We start from the raw sequence: 14,030 nt of genomic DNA, 5'->3' as shown, positions 1-14,030 counted from the left end.
CATACGGTATGCAATTTTACTTGCTATTTGTCCCTTTGTATGGTGTAGTGGTTTTTTCCCTTGTTTAGTGCAATATTTTTGCCGCCCCAAACCAGCTTTCCGATCATATTGCTTGGAATGGTTATTACAGCGGATAACGTTTCTTTATTTTTTTCTAGTTCAAATTCAATATTCCCTTTTGATGTGGGGAGTAAACCTTTAATTTCATTTAGCTCACCAAAAGCAGGAACGATCTCAACTTCTTCAAAATCATTTTTTACGGACCGGATGCCCGCCAAATAATTGAAATAAAAATAGGATGGTGATGCACTCCACGGATGAACCTCTGAACGTGTTGGTTTTTCTGTACTTTCAAAACGTTCTAGGGTAGTGGTCATATGATCGGTGATCATTTGCTCCCAAGGTTTTTGTGCAAGGTCGAATAGCTCTGGTGCACCAACTTTTTTTATCGCTTCAAAAAGATAAAAGCGATAGTAATAGGTAGCCTGTAATAAATCTTTTTCGGTTAAAATTTTCGACAATAAATCCTTTTGCTCTGACAATGGTATGGCATTGGTCAATATGGCCATGATATTGGTATGTTGATCATAAATGGTCTTGTCTGGTCTTTCAGCAAAGAGCTTTCTTTTGGCATCGTAACAATGTTCGTTGACCGATGCTATAATTTCTTGCGCTCTATTTTTATAGCTGTTATAGGTATGATCATCTCCTATTTCTTTAAAAAGTAGTGCGGCGTTCTGTAGTGCATGCACATAATGTAGGCTTACAACGGCAGAATTAAGACCATCATTTTTTGTTGCCGTACCACTGCCATTATTGGGTCCTGTATACCAATCAACGAAATAGCGATAGGGAGTTTTGTTTACCAAATTAAGCTCATTCATGTTCTTTTCAAAACCAGCTAAAGTATTGACGATGCCGTCTTTGTAAGTATGTATAAATGCTTTGTCGCCAGAGGTTTTGTAATAGTCTGCAATCATATCTACCCAAACCAAAGAATAGGTAGGGTAAATAAATGTAGAGCGTAGAGGATAGGCGCCCAATATATTGCCATCAGAATCCCTGGAATGATCAAATTGGCGAATGGCATTTTTGGTATGTGCCGTATTACCGCTCATTGCCTGCCAAATTAATGCCTGTATTTTGGTATCGCCAACATATTGCATGGTCTCATAATAGGCATCGCTCAAAAAATAATCTTGTGTGCAGATATCTATAGTGCGTTTGCAGATATCAAAAATATCATTGTACAAGGTATTGTCAGATGTAAACTTTGCGACGGATGGTATGGTTGTTCGTGATCTATGGTTTACAAACTTTTCTAGAATAAGTTCTTGGTCTTTGGTAGTTATTTCAAATGCTATAAAACGGAAAGTGCGCATCCAATTAGGAATAAATTTTTGAGCCACATTACCGTTAGAAATAACTTCATCGTAATACCCTAAAAGCTGTTTGTTTTCAATATTGTTTCGATCACCTTTTTCATTGTTTTCACCAAAAAGATTCTCGGCATATTTAATAGTGATTTTGGCTGATTTTCCTTTGCTAAAAATCAGTTCAGGAAAACCGTTGGTAACATATTGTCGATCGATTAAAAAAGTAATATTCTTGTTTGGAGCAACTCTAAGTTCACCTGTTTTTGGGAAAGCGGTGTCAAGAGGGTTACTTGACCTTACAATACTACCTACAGGTTCCTCATCCCACGAAAGCAAAGGCAAATTACGAGGTTCTAACAAATAGGCAATGGAACCGCCCATGCTACTTGCATTCTCAAAAAAATCAACCTTTTTCCACTTGGAATCATCATAATCCAACGTTTCCCAATTTGTTGGGTAGTGGTTCATATCAACAATATCGGTTGGATTGTTTGCATAGAATCCGCCAACGATCGCCTTTTCTCCATTACCTCTCCAAACCACTTCATTGGCTTTATATGATTGGTCTATAGTACTTAACCAATTATCATTGTTTCCTGTGGTATTGATAATCTTTGCATTGTTGGTAACGCCATTTACCATAACACTAGTAAATATGGACTGCATGCCCAAGAATCTCCTTTTTCCAAAATTGATGACCTTAACGGCAATAACGTTTTTGCCCTTGTTTAGATAGTCTTTTAAGTTTAAGGTTTCAAATTTATAGTGCTGAATGTCGCTTAATTGCGGACCGTGGGTAATAAAATGCCCATTTACATATAGAAAGTAATGATTGTCTGCAGAAATATTAATGATGAAATCTTCTTTAGAATCGGTGATATTGAAAGTGTTTCTAAATAACACTGCAGTGTCCTCTCCTCCTTTAATATCTGGGTGGCTAACCCAGCTGGCGCTTATATTTTCCTTACCATAAATTACCTCAGGATAATTGATTTCTTTTTGCCCCTGCAAATGCAAAGAGAGGAGAATTATGATAAAAAGAAAGCGATTCATTTTTAATTTCTATGGTGGTTATTACGTTGTAAAGGTCATGAAAGATTAGCTAAAACCAATCTTTCATGTTCTTTTTCCTAGATGATAACTTTGGGCACTTTCTAAATGACCCTACTGAATACCACTAGTTTTTGTTTACAAGATCCATTAAATCAACATCATTGCCCAACAAAACTTCCTTAGAGTCTATACGTCCTTTTTCTGGTCCGTTCTCTAATTTTAATACACCTCTAGGGCAAACAGCGGAACAGATACCACAGCCAACACAACTAGATCTTACAATGTTTGCGCCTTTTTGAGCGTAAGCACGAACATCTATACCCATTTCACAGTAGGTAGAACAGTTACCGCAAGAGATACATTGACCACCATTGGTAGTAATTCTAAATTTAGAGAACATACGTTGCTGAAATCCTAATATTGCGGCCATTGGGCATCCAAATCTACACCATACACGGTTTCCTAAAATAGGGTAGAAACCTGTTCCTATTACCCCGGAGAAAATACTACCGATCAAAAAGCTATAGGTAGAACGTAGGGTTTCTGCTTTAAAAATGAATATGTTTCCAGAGCCACTAAAAAAGTGCATACCTATTAACACCGCTATTATGGTAAAATATCCAATAGCGCCATATTTGGCATCTTTCTCAAGTTCATCTCTTTTGTAAATCATTACCCATGCAAATACAGCGGTTAAAATAATGGCAACGCCAGAAATAAACATGGTTTTTGTTAGCCAGTATTTACTGGTGTCATTACCTAAATAAGAGTAGATTACCGCAGTAGTCATTAAGGTTACGAATACTACTACACTGTGTACAACCCAGCGCTCAACTTTCCAGGCGAATTTAGATTTATCACTTAATTGACGAAAAGAATCTCCAGCAGTTTCTGCCAGGCCACCACAACCACAAACCCAAGAGCAGTACCAACGTTTACCATATTTATAGGTTAAGAAAGGAGATATAACAAATATGGATATGATCCCAAAGAATAACATAGTCATACCTACACTGCCAGAATCTATGAAACCGTTAATACGGTAACGCTCAAAATTATAATAATTTAAGGGCCACATATTCTTAAGGTCATAATAGGGTAAATCACCGTTTAACCTTGCCATAATTTCTGGGATAAAGAATGCAAATGCCGTTTGAAAGAACATAACACTTACTGTTCTTAACTGTTCGTATTTATTGTGACGGTATTTCCAAATAAATTTAGCTCCAAAAGCCAAAATAGCTACGGTATATAGCGTACCATAAACAAACCATTGGCTAGCTGGGTTGCCACTTAAAGCTTTGCTCAAGGGGTCAAATAATGCAATTAAACCAGTGTTGTCACCATCTTTTACTAGTCCTAAATATTGCGGATAAAAGTAAAGAACAATGTAGAATCCTGTTAAGGCGATACCTGCCATCCAGGCTAGTACACCTCTGCTGGACATTGATTTAAACCAAACCCCATCATTTTTTATCCCTTTATGTTTATGTGCATATGCAGCTTGTGAAAACCAAATGATTCCGGCAAAAATGGCAAGAATAGCTATTGAAAGCCATAGTGCACTATTGCCTAAATTTAAATTGAACAATTGTAAAATAAGAATGCCCATACCGGTCATACCTGTTATTACAGCCAATTTTTGGCCAGTGTTCAAAGCTTTTGGCGGTTCTCCCGCAAGTGACATACTTCTATTTAAATTACCCATGGTAGGTGTGTTTTTATTTTAATAATTGAGTTAGGCGATGCTGAAAATTCGTTTCCAACTTTTTTTCTTTGGATTAATGTTCTTGTTGTAATCGCTATTGTATTTGGCAACAATTGCGTCCTCATGTAGTTTGTAGAATTCCGGATCAAAGTTGGCATCTTTTAAGTAAGTCATTACATGATCAATATCTTTGTTCTCCGTTAACCATTGGTCAAAGATCTCATGTCTCATGCGTATGCCAAAAGTGTTGATGCCTAAAAATTGATTAGTGTCTTTGTCGAACGCTACGGTAATACATATTTTTTCTTCGGGGTGTCTCCAATGAAAATGCTGTTCAGTTTCTTTTTTGCCTCGTTCACTAAAAACCCACCCGTAAGTTTGGTACTCTACATCTAAAAATTTCGCAGAGTTGAACCAGTGACCGGGATTATACTTTCTTGGGTTTCCACAGATAGTCTGTGCTAGGGTTTCGCCCATCATTCTACCAGTATACCATACGGCCTCTATAGGTCTTCTGCTACCTATGCCTTCATGTTGCTCTGCGCAATCGCCAATGGCATACACATCTTTTATGTTGGTTTCTAGAAATCTATTTACTTTAACACCTCTACCTATTTCTATGCCAGAATCTTTTAGAAAATCTATATTAGGGGCAACACCGGCAGTTAAGCCAACAACGTTACATTCTATGGTTTCACCTTTATCCGTAACAACCGCTTTGGCATGCCCATTATCATCGGCAATAATTTTTTCAAGATTAGTGTCTAACTGTAAATCTATATGGTGTTCAATTATATGTTCGTTGATCATTGCGGATTCTCTTGCGGGTAGCACACCGTTCCAAAAACTTTTTTCACGAACTAAAAAAGTGACCGGTATTTCTCTAGAACGTAACATTTCTGCCATTTCTATACCTATAAGTCCGCCACCAACAATTACCGCTCTATTACATACCTTGTTGTTAGGGGCATTTTTTTCTAGCATTTCAAGATCTTGTTTGGAATACAGTCCTTGTACACCTTTTAAATCTTGACCGGGCCAGCCAAACTTGTTGGGTTTTGAGCCTGTTGCAATTACCAATTTGTCATAAGAAACAGTAGAACCTCCTTTTAAAAGTAATTTTTTAGAATCGGTGTCTACTTTTTCAACAAAACCGTTCATAAGATCAATTCTGTTCTTTTTCCAGAACCAGTTCTCATAAGGTTGGGTATGTTCAAATTTCATGTGGCCCATGTAAACATACATTAGGGCTGTTCGCGAAAAGAAATAATCGCTTTCTGCAGAAATAATAGTAATTCTTTTGTCCGATAGTTTACGAATATGTCTAGCTAAAGTGACCCCAGAAATGCCATTACCTATAATTACAATATGATCCATAAAATGATTTTGTTGGTGGTTGTGTCGGTATTAAAGGTAATAACTTAACAGCTACATTTTAATTTAGAAAGATTATAAACTTGTTATAACTCTGTGATACTTTTAAGCGTAGTTTGCGTTTTAATGAAATTAAAACGTCTTTGTAACATCCAGAAAATCAGTGATTAATTGAGACGTAAGTATTGAAAAAATCGTTGAAAAATATTTTTTTGTTTGTATGGTTTTTAAAAAATGACCGACTTAAACAATCTCAAAAGCAATTTTAAATTAAGATTACCATGAAAAAAACTATTATACCTTTTTTGTTTATCCTTTTTGCTGTAAACAGTATAACGGCACAAGATTTAACAACTTTTTTTAGCAAAAGCGATAGCTTTTTTAAAGCCAATGTGGTGAACGGCAAAGTGAAGTATGCCGCAATTAAAAATGACCCAAAAAGTTTAAATGAGGTTTTGGAAATAGCAAAGGGTATTTCGGTTTCTAAATCTGATGCTACACAATACCAAGCCTTCTGGATCAATGCTTATAATTTATTGGTCATAGACGGTATTATAAACAATTACCCATTAAAGTCACCATTGGATGTTCCTGGATTTTTTGATAAAACTAAACATGAGGTTGGCGGTAAATCCATAACCTTGAACGGTATAGAGAATAATTTGCTGAGAGCGGAATTTCCTTCTGAAGCAAGATTTCATTTTGTATTGGTATGTGCAGGTTTGGGTTGTCCTCCTATTATAAATACGGCATATAAACCGGCTACATTGAACAGTCAGCTACAAAAACAAACGGTTTTGGCATTGAACAACCCCAATTTTATAAAAGTGAATAAGAATAAGGTGCAAATTTCACAATTATTCGAGTGGTATAAGGGAGATTTTGAACAAAAAGGAAGCACCGTAGATTTTATAAATACCTACAGAAAAGAACAATTACCAGAAAAGGCAAAGGTATCTTACTATCCTTATGACTGGTCTTTGAACGAAACCAAATAATCAATTTAGAATTTTAAAAAAAACCAAAGATGAGAGTTTCAACAAAAACGATATTTTCAATAGTTTTCTTTTGCTCAATAATATCGGGCTTTGCCCAAGATAGTTTGCAGCAGAAAAGTAATATTCAACAGTATACACCTTCAAAATTGGTAGGTAAGGGTCAGTATGATGTAAAATGGTTCAACAATTTATACACACAGACCAAAAGTACTTTTACAGACGGTACTGAACCTAGACAAACCTTTTTTACCTCTACGTTAGAAGGATATACAGGTGTAGGAACCAATAAACGATGGAATATAGGTGCTATTTTAGAATTTAGATCTAACGTGATCGGAGATAGAAGTGCTACTGATGTTTTTAAATTTGATGGCGAAAATAACACAGCTAGATCTGGACTAACCTCCATTGCACCATCTGTAAAGTTTGTGCCAATAGCATCGGTAAGTAATTTTTCCATACAGAGTTCTTTCTTTATTCCATTAGTGGATAATGAAACTGAAAACGGGGTTTTCCTAGATCAAAAAGGTTACATATGGCAGAATAGATTTTTCTATGACTATACTTTTCCGGGAGACAAATGGCAACTTTTTAGTGAAATAAACTCAGAGTTGAGTTTTGGTGATAAAGAAGAAAGCTTTGCCAATAATAGTTTAAACCTGACCCCAGGTTTGTTCTTGAGCTATTTTCCTTCTAGTAAATTCACAGTTTTAGCTTTGGCGCAACATTCTCAACGATTGGATTTAGGTAACAATTTTGCACAAGATTTCACTGCCATTGGTGGTGGTGCAAAGTATCAGTTAACAAGTGCCTTGAACCTAGAATTGCTGTATACTAATTTTGTACGCGGTAGTAATACCGGTTTAGGACAAACATTTAATCTAGGGTTAAGAGGTATTTTTTAATTTTTATTTGAGTGTTTCTTAAAAGAGTCTATTGTTGTAAGGCAATTAGACTCTTTTTTGGTTTAAGTCATGTTGTTTTTAACTAAAATTGATTCCGTACTTAATTTGTTCTATATTGAAAGTCAAGATGAAATGTCCTTATGGTTTATGATTTAAATACCTCAAAATGTAAAGGTATGCTGTTGGTTGTTGCAGTACTGTTTTTGGTATGCTCATCTGCGTTTGGGCAAACCAATGAGGTAAGTCAACTGCAGATTTCAGGAACAAAGCGGACTAAGATTTCTTTTATTGAAAAGCTGGTTACCTTAAAGAAAGGTATGGAGTTAGATTCTGTAGTAATGGATCAAGATATTCTCCGTTTAAAAAAGCTGCCCTCAATATCTCACGCATATTATAAGGTGAATTTATTGCCTAGTGACCAATGTATTGTGCAGTATGTTGTAGAGGAAAATTTTACTTTAATACCATTTGCCAATCTGTTTAGTTCTTCCAATGATAATTTCGCATTTAGGGTAGGGCTGCAAGAATTTAATTCCTTTGGTCAAAATATTACTTTAGGAGCGTTTTATCAGTATGATAATTATAGTTCTTTTGGGGTAAGTGTAAGGGCACCTTACTTGGTTACCAGTAAGCTGGGTCTAGCGTTAAACTATAATAATTTTACAACACTTGAGCCGGTGTTTTTTGAAAACGATACCGCAGATTATAGGTATAGTAATACAGGATTTGAGCTGTTGGCTTTGTATGAGTTCAATTTATTCAACAGAATGGAATTTGGTTTCAGTTTTTTTACTGAGGATTATGCGTATGTTGACGGTGCTACCAGTGCAGATGTTCCATTGAACTTAAATGTTGATAAGCATTTGTTCAAATTTATTTATGATTATAACGGGTTGGACTATTACTATCATTATTTAGACGGATTTAGAAGTCAACTAAATTTTCAGTACGTAGGTAGTACCGATGATAATTTACCTGAATTTTTAATTGGTTTTAACGATTTCACCTTTTTTAAAAGAATTGGAGAACGGGGAAATTGGGCCAATAGATTGCGTTTAGGTTTGGCAAGTAACGTGGACAGTCCGTTCGCTCCTTTTACCGTAGATAATAACTTAAATATAAGAGGTGTAGGCAACACTATAGATAGGGGTACCGCTATGATTGTGCTGAATACGGAATACAGGCAAACCATCATCGAAAAAAATAAATTTGTGCTACAAGGAAATTTCTTTATTGATGGTGGTACATGGAGAAACCCGGCTGGTGGGTTTGATGACTTATGGAAAAGTGAAAACCTTAGAATTTACCCAGGTGTAGGGCTCAGGTTTATGCACAAGCGCATTTTCAATGCAATATTTAGAATAGATTACGGCTACGGAATCACAAAAGACGGAGACAATGGTATTGTCTTTGGTATTGGTCAATATTTTTAGCAATCTTTGTGTCTTTATGAGAGGTCTTCCGCAAATTATGGCATAGACCTTGCGTTTGGTACCAAGATGAATTACAATAATTTTACCATAGTAGTATGTATGTTTTTAAGTGTTTTTTGCTTTGGGCAAGATTCATTAAAAACTATTGTTGCAGAACCTGGTGACGGTATATTGTCACTGTTAAGAAAGCAAGGTGTTGATCCCTATGAAGTGTTCGATGAATTTGTGTTGTTGAACAATGATAATTTACGCGATAGTGTACATCTTATTGCGGGTAGAACATACATTATGCCAGCTGTAAAATTAGATACTGTGGCAATTGTAGATTCCCTGCAGATACAGTCTAAGGAAATTAAGGAATTGGAAAGTGTTTCTTACGATATATTTGGTGAGAAGCATAAAAATGTCATTGAGAAAAGTGAGCGATTAAAAGGTACTATATATTATTTAGTGAGCGGTCATGGCGGTCCTGATCCCGGAGCAATGGGCATATATGCCGGTAAGGCCATTGCAGAAGATGAATACGCATATGACATAACCTTGCGTTTGGCAAAAGAATTGCTTTCCCATGGTGCAAAAGTCTATATTATTATACAAGATCCCAATGACGGTATTAGGGATGATTTTATTTTAGAGATCGACCATGATGAGGTGGCTTATTTAGACAAAACAATACCTTTAAATCAAGTTGCGAGATTAAAGCAGCGTGTAGAAATTGTAAATGATTTATATAAATCTAATAAAGGCAACTATCAAAGATTGATAGTTACACATGTAGATAGTAGAAGTGAGGGGCAGAACATAGATGTGTTTTTTTATCACCATGAGCATAGTAAAAATGGTAAAAGGTTGGCGCAAAGTATTCATAAGACCTTTGAAGCCAAGTATAAGAAATACCAACCAAACCGAAGCTACTCTGGTACTTTTGAGGATAGAACCTCTCTTTATTTGGTGAAAAAGACTCACCCTGCTATGACCTTTATTGAAATTGGTAATATTAGAAATGCCAAAGATCAAGTAAGGATCGTAGATCCAGATAATAGGCAGGCATTGGCAAAATGGATCAGTGAAGGGGTGTTGCTGGACTATGAAGGGGAATAGAACTACTACTAACTGTCTAAATTGTTCTGCTATAAAAAAACCTTTACGGTTGTTATGTCCGTAAAGGTTAATATATAAGATTGCAATTAAATCAGTAGATATCTAGTTTAAATCAGCTACTAAAACATCCCAATTTTGAAATTCTCCTTCTGCCACTTCTTCTTGTTGACCGTAAAGAATATATATTTTTCCATTGATTACGGTCATAGAATGAATGGTTTCATTTTCAGAACTTGTTAGGTTAGTGCTCAATTCAGTGAATTCATTGTTTAATGTATTGTACACCCCTAAATAAGGATCAATGTCAACCTGAGTTAAAAATCCGTCAGGGTTACCATCTGCATCGGCATCATCTGTAAATGTTTTAATTTGTCCTCCCACAATTATTAAGTTTTCATGTTTACCGGTGTAGGTAAAATGGACAGATGATGGCATGGTTTCAGTGCTCAAATCCCCTGTTTCAAAATCATAGATATAAATAGTATTTTTTGCATTTTGACCAACGAACTCTTCTGTACCGCCAAAAACATATAGTTTGTTTTGGACGGTTTCTGCGCGGGCGCCACTTCTAATTTCTGGCATGGTAGTTTCAAGAGAAAGTGATGAATTAAGATCATCCCATTTATAAATTTCATTACCAACATTTTGTGTGTCGCCAAGAGATCCGCCTACGATAAAAATTTCGTCGTTTATTACGGCAGACCCATGTCTAGATAATGCAATCTGACCTTCATAAGAAGCACTGGTAGGATTTGTCTGTAAGCCTAAATCATATGTATTTATATATTGCCCGCCAACTACTTTTAGTTTATTGTCTATAATATGAAGTTGTTTTGAAACAAAATCTCCTTGAAAAAATAATTGATCAGTGAGGTTTCCGTTTTCAAGATCGAATCTTGAGACACGTTCTGGATTCATGGATTCTGAACCTCTCATACCATCTTCCCTTGTTACAATATAGATACTGTTGCTGCTATTTGATCCTGTCATTCCTGGGGACATCCCGCTAACTGCATTTGATGGATAGGTGAAAGCAGGTGAAAAAGATAATGTTTCAGTGGGTACTTGTACATAGTCCTCCACTGTTTTTGGGCTAAGTATAATATCAATAGTTGATGAACCTTCGCCTAAAACGGTTCCTGTAATTGTATTTTCGTCTACATAGGTAAATGTAAAACCAGGGCTTTCCAAGTTAGCGCTACTTTCACTAACAAAATCAAAGGATGTTTTAAAAGGAGATTCATAATAATCTACCAAGGTTTCCTCTATTGTTGTAGCCTCGGTTTCAATGAAATTTCCTGGTCTCCATTCTAACGTACCGTTAAAGTCTGTTTTAGAACCTGCAAATACTTCATTGATGAAAATAAGCTCGTCGTCAATAACATTAAAATTATTTGAAATATTAAAAGTCCCTGAATTATTGGTCAAAATAGCTTCAGTAATTTTCCATGTTTGTTGATTTCCATTTGTAAGGGAGTTTATGACAGTTTCCCTTTCTTCGGCTAAAACAACTGTAGGGTCTGTAACTTCCTCTTCTGGTTCCTCAATCTGTTCTTGTTCTTGTTGTTCATTTTCGGTTACCTCGGTTTCGTCTTTATCACAACTGATAATAAAAAGAGTTAATACAGTAAAGAAAAAGTGCTTTAATACGTTGGTTTTCATTTTGGTATAGTTTTAAATTAACATTTATAAATGTAAAATGGTAGATACTGGAGAACAATACCCGTTATTGGGTAATTTTAAAACTTAGACCTACTTATAGTAACTAATAGGTGTCGTAAAATTTTTTAAAATGTGAAGAAATAAAAAGGCGCCAATAATTTAAGCGGCTATATGTTTTAGGTAATATTGGTATAGGTCTTTTGGATTTGCGCCTAAACGATGTTTTAAGTGGATCATGCCAAAATGATACTGTAGCCTAATCATGCCACGTTCTTCGTACCTTCTGGCAGAAGTGGTTACAGCAGAAGAAATTATCTTAAATGGTTTTAGTTTATAGACTCTCTGAATAAATTCATTGTCTTCATATACAATATAGCTTTCATTAAAACCATTTAGATGGTGAAAAAGTTTACGGGTAATGAAAAGTGATTGATCACCACCTCTGCAAATGTGGTGGTTTATACGGGTGCACCAAGAAAAGAATTTTAAAAATCTACTGTTGCTGTTAAAGCGCATTTGAAAGCATCCTACTTCAAATCCTTTTTTGAATTCTTGAATGATCTCTTTGTCAAAACCCTCTGGGGGTAAAGTATCAACATGTAAAAAATAGAGAATTTCACCGTTGGCATTTGTAGCACCAAAGTTCATTTGTGCAGCACGCCCTTTTTTGCTTTTTAATACTGTGGCTCCGTATGCTTCAGCATTGGTAATTGTTTGGTCCGTGCTACCGCCATCAATGACTAATATTTCTTTAATGCACTTGGTTCGTGCATTGGCAGAAATGGAGAAAAGCACATCTTTAATGTACTTTTCTTCATTTAATACCGGTATAATAATACTAATGGTTGGCTGTGGGGTACTCATAAATCAATACTTGCTAACTTATGGTAGTCAAATACTGGAGTACCTTACAGTTGCTTGATCAATTCCTTGAATAATTTCACCATTTTTGGTTCTGTTTTTTCGGCAATGGAGATAATTTCACTTATATCAACAGGTTTTAGGTTATCTGGGTCGCACTCATCGGTCAAAACAGAAACGGCTACTATGGGTAATGATAAGTGATTGGCAACTATGACCTCTGGTACGGTACTCATACCTACTGCATCTGCACCTATTAATTTGATCATTCTGTATTCTGCCCTGGTTTCCAATTGAGGTCCTACAACAGATGCATACACACCGCTTTTCAATGAAATGTCATGCTCTTTTGCAATGGCGGTAAGTTTGTTGCGCATATCCACATCGTAAGGTTCGGACATATCTGCAAAACGTTCGCCAAATTCGCTTACACCTTTGAATGCTAATGGAGAGCCTCCTTGAAGGTTAATATGATCTTCTATCAACATCATATCTCCTTTCTTAAAATCTAGGTTTACCGCACCAGCGGCGTTAGAGATAAACAGTTTTGAAATACCTAACATATGCATTACGCGAATAGGGTAGGTAATGTCTAGAAAGTCATACCCCTCATAAAGGTGAAAACGACCTTGCATGACCACAACTTTCTTTCCGGATATGGTTCCATAGACTAATTTTCCTGTATGAAATTCCACGGTGGCCAATGGGAAAAATGGAATGTGGTTATAATGGGCATCTATGGGATCTTCAATACTATCTACTAATTTTCCCAATCCTGTGCCCAGTACAATACCAATTTCTGGGTTGTCAAAACCTTTGTTCTTAAGGTAAGCTACAGACTCTAAAAGTTCTTCTTTCATCATTTTGTCATATGTTTTAAAAAAGGGGCAAAGGCTTCAATATCCTTTATATCCTCATAATAATCAACGTCGTTTTTTGTTTCTAAAAGGGCGGTTGTTTCATTTTTCAGGTCTGCTAAGGTGTCCTTTAAAACGGTTTCCGTTCCCCATGATTTATTTTTAAAAAGTTCGGGCATAAATTTTTTCATGCCCAATAAATAATATCCTCCATCTTCTGCGGGACCTACTACAAAATCGTTTTTCTCTAAAGCCTTAAATGCATCTTCTAAATCATCTTGAGAAAGGTCTAGCATATCACTGCCAATGATAATGATTTTTTGATATTCGTTATGAAAACCTTCTTGAAAGGCATTTGCCATACGAATGCCAAGGTCATCGCCTATTTGTATTTTTTTATCAAACTTAGAATTGTCCCAAACATCGTTATTCCAAATTTCTTCTGAGTAATACACCTGTTTTTCGGCATAAAGATTTATGGTAATGGCTACCGTGTGCGCTAATAAGAATTTGTAAATATCAAATGCGGCTTGGTCACCTACAGTTGCAGCTAAACGCCTTTTGCCTTTACCAAGTTCTGGGTTTCTGGTGAAAATAAGCAAAAGGTTGTTTGAGTTTGCGAGAGTGAAATCTATAATTTTCTCGTCTTTTTCCGTTTTATTGTTTTGTAATATTCCCAATCTGATTCTTTAAATTTTCCTA

11 protein-coding genes are annotated in these 14,030 nt (G+C 35.9%); 4 read left to right on the top strand and 7 right to left on the bottom strand.

The window, feature by feature from the left end:
- Positions 1–23 precede the first annotated feature (23 nt).
- From B2Z27_RS12085 to B2Z27_RS12075, 3 genes are all read right to left on the bottom strand, one after another.
- Entirely contained in the window at positions 24–2,429 is a 2,406-nt protein-coding gene (locus B2Z27_RS12085) for a hypothetical protein (protein ID WP_286813835.1), read from the bottom strand.
- Positions 2,430–2,553: 124 nt separating this feature from the next.
- Complete coding sequence (locus B2Z27_RS12080) at positions 2,554–4,137, bottom strand: 4Fe-4S binding protein (protein WP_058105030.1); 1,584 nt, start codon at positions 4,135–4,137, stop codon at positions 2,554–2,556.
- A gap of 30 nt (positions 4,138–4,167) precedes the next feature.
- Positions 4,168–5,514 (bottom strand): NAD(P)/FAD-dependent oxidoreductase, encoded by a 1,347-nt coding sequence (locus B2Z27_RS12075; RefSeq protein ID WP_286813834.1) that lies wholly within the window; start codon positions 5,512–5,514, stop codon positions 4,168–4,170.
- Positions 5,515–5,792: 278 nt separating this feature from the next.
- On the opposite strand from B2Z27_RS12075, the gene B2Z27_RS12070 reads away from it, so the two are divergent.
- The 4 genes from B2Z27_RS12070 to B2Z27_RS12055 all read left to right on the top strand — a co-directional run bounded on the left by B2Z27_RS12070 (position 5,793) and on the right by B2Z27_RS12055 (position 9,948).
- Positions 5,793–6,509, top strand: coding sequence for a DUF547 domain-containing protein (locus B2Z27_RS12070; RefSeq protein WP_286813833.1), 717 nt, complete (start codon positions 5,793–5,795; stop codon positions 6,507–6,509).
- A 29-nt stretch (positions 6,510–6,538) separates the two neighbouring features.
- Positions 6,539–7,414 (top strand): hypothetical protein, encoded by an 876-nt coding sequence (locus B2Z27_RS12065; RefSeq protein WP_058105033.1) that lies wholly within the window; start codon positions 6,539–6,541, stop codon positions 7,412–7,414.
- A 176-nt stretch (positions 7,415–7,590) separates the two neighbouring features.
- Positions 7,591–8,847 (top strand): outer membrane protein assembly factor, encoded by a 1,257-nt coding sequence (locus tag B2Z27_RS12060; protein ID WP_286813832.1) that lies wholly within the window; start codon positions 7,591–7,593, stop codon positions 8,845–8,847.
- A 99-nt stretch (positions 8,848–8,946) separates the two neighbouring features.
- Positions 8,947–9,948 carry an N-acetylmuramoyl-L-alanine amidase family protein gene (locus B2Z27_RS12055; RefSeq protein WP_286813831.1) on the top strand — a complete coding sequence of 334 codons (1,002 nt, stop codon included), beginning with the start codon at positions 8,947–8,949 and terminating at the stop codon, positions 9,946–9,948.
- A gap of 102 nt (positions 9,949–10,050) precedes the next feature.
- Here B2Z27_RS12055 and B2Z27_RS12050 read toward each other — a convergent pair whose 3' ends face one another.
- The 4 genes from B2Z27_RS12050 to B2Z27_RS12035 all read right to left on the bottom strand — a co-directional run bounded on the left by B2Z27_RS12050 (position 10,051) and on the right by B2Z27_RS12035 (position 14,008).
- Positions 10,051–11,610, bottom strand: a complete 1,560-nt coding sequence (locus B2Z27_RS12050) for a Kelch repeat-containing protein (protein WP_286813830.1) — start codon at positions 11,608–11,610, stop codon at positions 10,051–10,053.
- A 159-nt stretch (positions 11,611–11,769) separates the two neighbouring features.
- Positions 11,770–12,474, bottom strand: a complete 705-nt coding sequence (locus tag B2Z27_RS12045) for a TIGR04283 family arsenosugar biosynthesis glycosyltransferase (RefSeq protein ID WP_286813829.1) — start codon at positions 12,472–12,474, stop codon at positions 11,770–11,772.
- Between the two features lie 44 nt (positions 12,475–12,518).
- Complete coding sequence (locus B2Z27_RS12040; protein WP_099191120.1) at positions 12,519–13,334, bottom strand: purine-nucleoside phosphorylase; 816 nt, start codon at positions 13,332–13,334, stop codon at positions 12,519–12,521.
- On the bottom strand, positions 13,331–14,008 hold the full coding sequence (locus tag B2Z27_RS12035) for a TIGR04282 family arsenosugar biosynthesis glycosyltransferase (RefSeq protein WP_414673385.1): 678 nt from the start codon (positions 14,006–14,008) through the stop codon (positions 13,331–13,333). The genes B2Z27_RS12040 and B2Z27_RS12035 overlap by 4 nt, the downstream gene beginning before the upstream one ends.
- Positions 14,009–14,030 lie beyond the last annotated feature (22 nt).

The organism is Maribacter sp. UBA3344, assembly GCF_002362375.1.
Classification (GTDB): domain Bacteria; phylum Bacteroidota; class Bacteroidia; order Flavobacteriales; family Flavobacteriaceae; genus Maribacter; species Maribacter dokdonensis.
The sequence above is the reverse complement of the archived record's forward strand: the minus strand, read 5'-3'. Positions and strand labels throughout refer to the sequence as shown.

Bases quoted from the DNA above. Each gene is read 5' to 3' on its own strand.
- B2Z27_RS12060 (WP_286813832.1), top strand. From the start codon at position 7,591: ATGCTGTTGGTTGTTGCAGTACTGTTTTTGGTATGCTCATCTGCGTTT.
- B2Z27_RS12040 (WP_099191120.1), bottom strand. From the start codon at position 13,334: ATGATGAAAGAAGAACTTTTAGAGTCTGTAGCTTACCTTAAGAACAAA.
- B2Z27_RS12050 (WP_286813830.1), bottom strand. From the start codon at position 11,610: ATGAAAACCAACGTATTAAAGCACTTTTTCTTTACTGTATTAACTCTT.
- B2Z27_RS12065 (WP_058105033.1), top strand. From the start codon at position 6,539: ATGAGAGTTTCAACAAAAACGATATTTTCAATAGTTTTCTTTTGCTCA.
- B2Z27_RS12055 (WP_286813831.1), top strand. From the start codon at position 8,947: ATGTTTTTAAGTGTTTTTTGCTTTGGGCAAGATTCATTAAAAACTATT.
- B2Z27_RS12070 (WP_286813833.1), top strand. From the start codon at position 5,793: ATGAAAAAAACTATTATACCTTTTTTGTTTATCCTTTTTGCTGTAAAC.
- B2Z27_RS12080 (WP_058105030.1), bottom strand. From the start codon at position 4,137: ATGGGTAATTTAAATAGAAGTATGTCACTTGCGGGAGAACCGCCAAAA.
- B2Z27_RS12075 (WP_286813834.1), bottom strand. From the start codon at position 5,514: ATGGATCATATTGTAATTATAGGTAATGGCATTTCTGGGGTCACTTTA.
- B2Z27_RS12045 (WP_286813829.1), bottom strand. From the start codon at position 12,474: ATGAGTACCCCACAGCCAACCATTAGTATTATTATACCGGTATTAAAT.
- B2Z27_RS12085 (WP_286813835.1), bottom strand. From the start codon at position 2,429: ATGAATCGCTTTCTTTTTATCATAATTCTCCTCTCTTTGCATTTGCAG.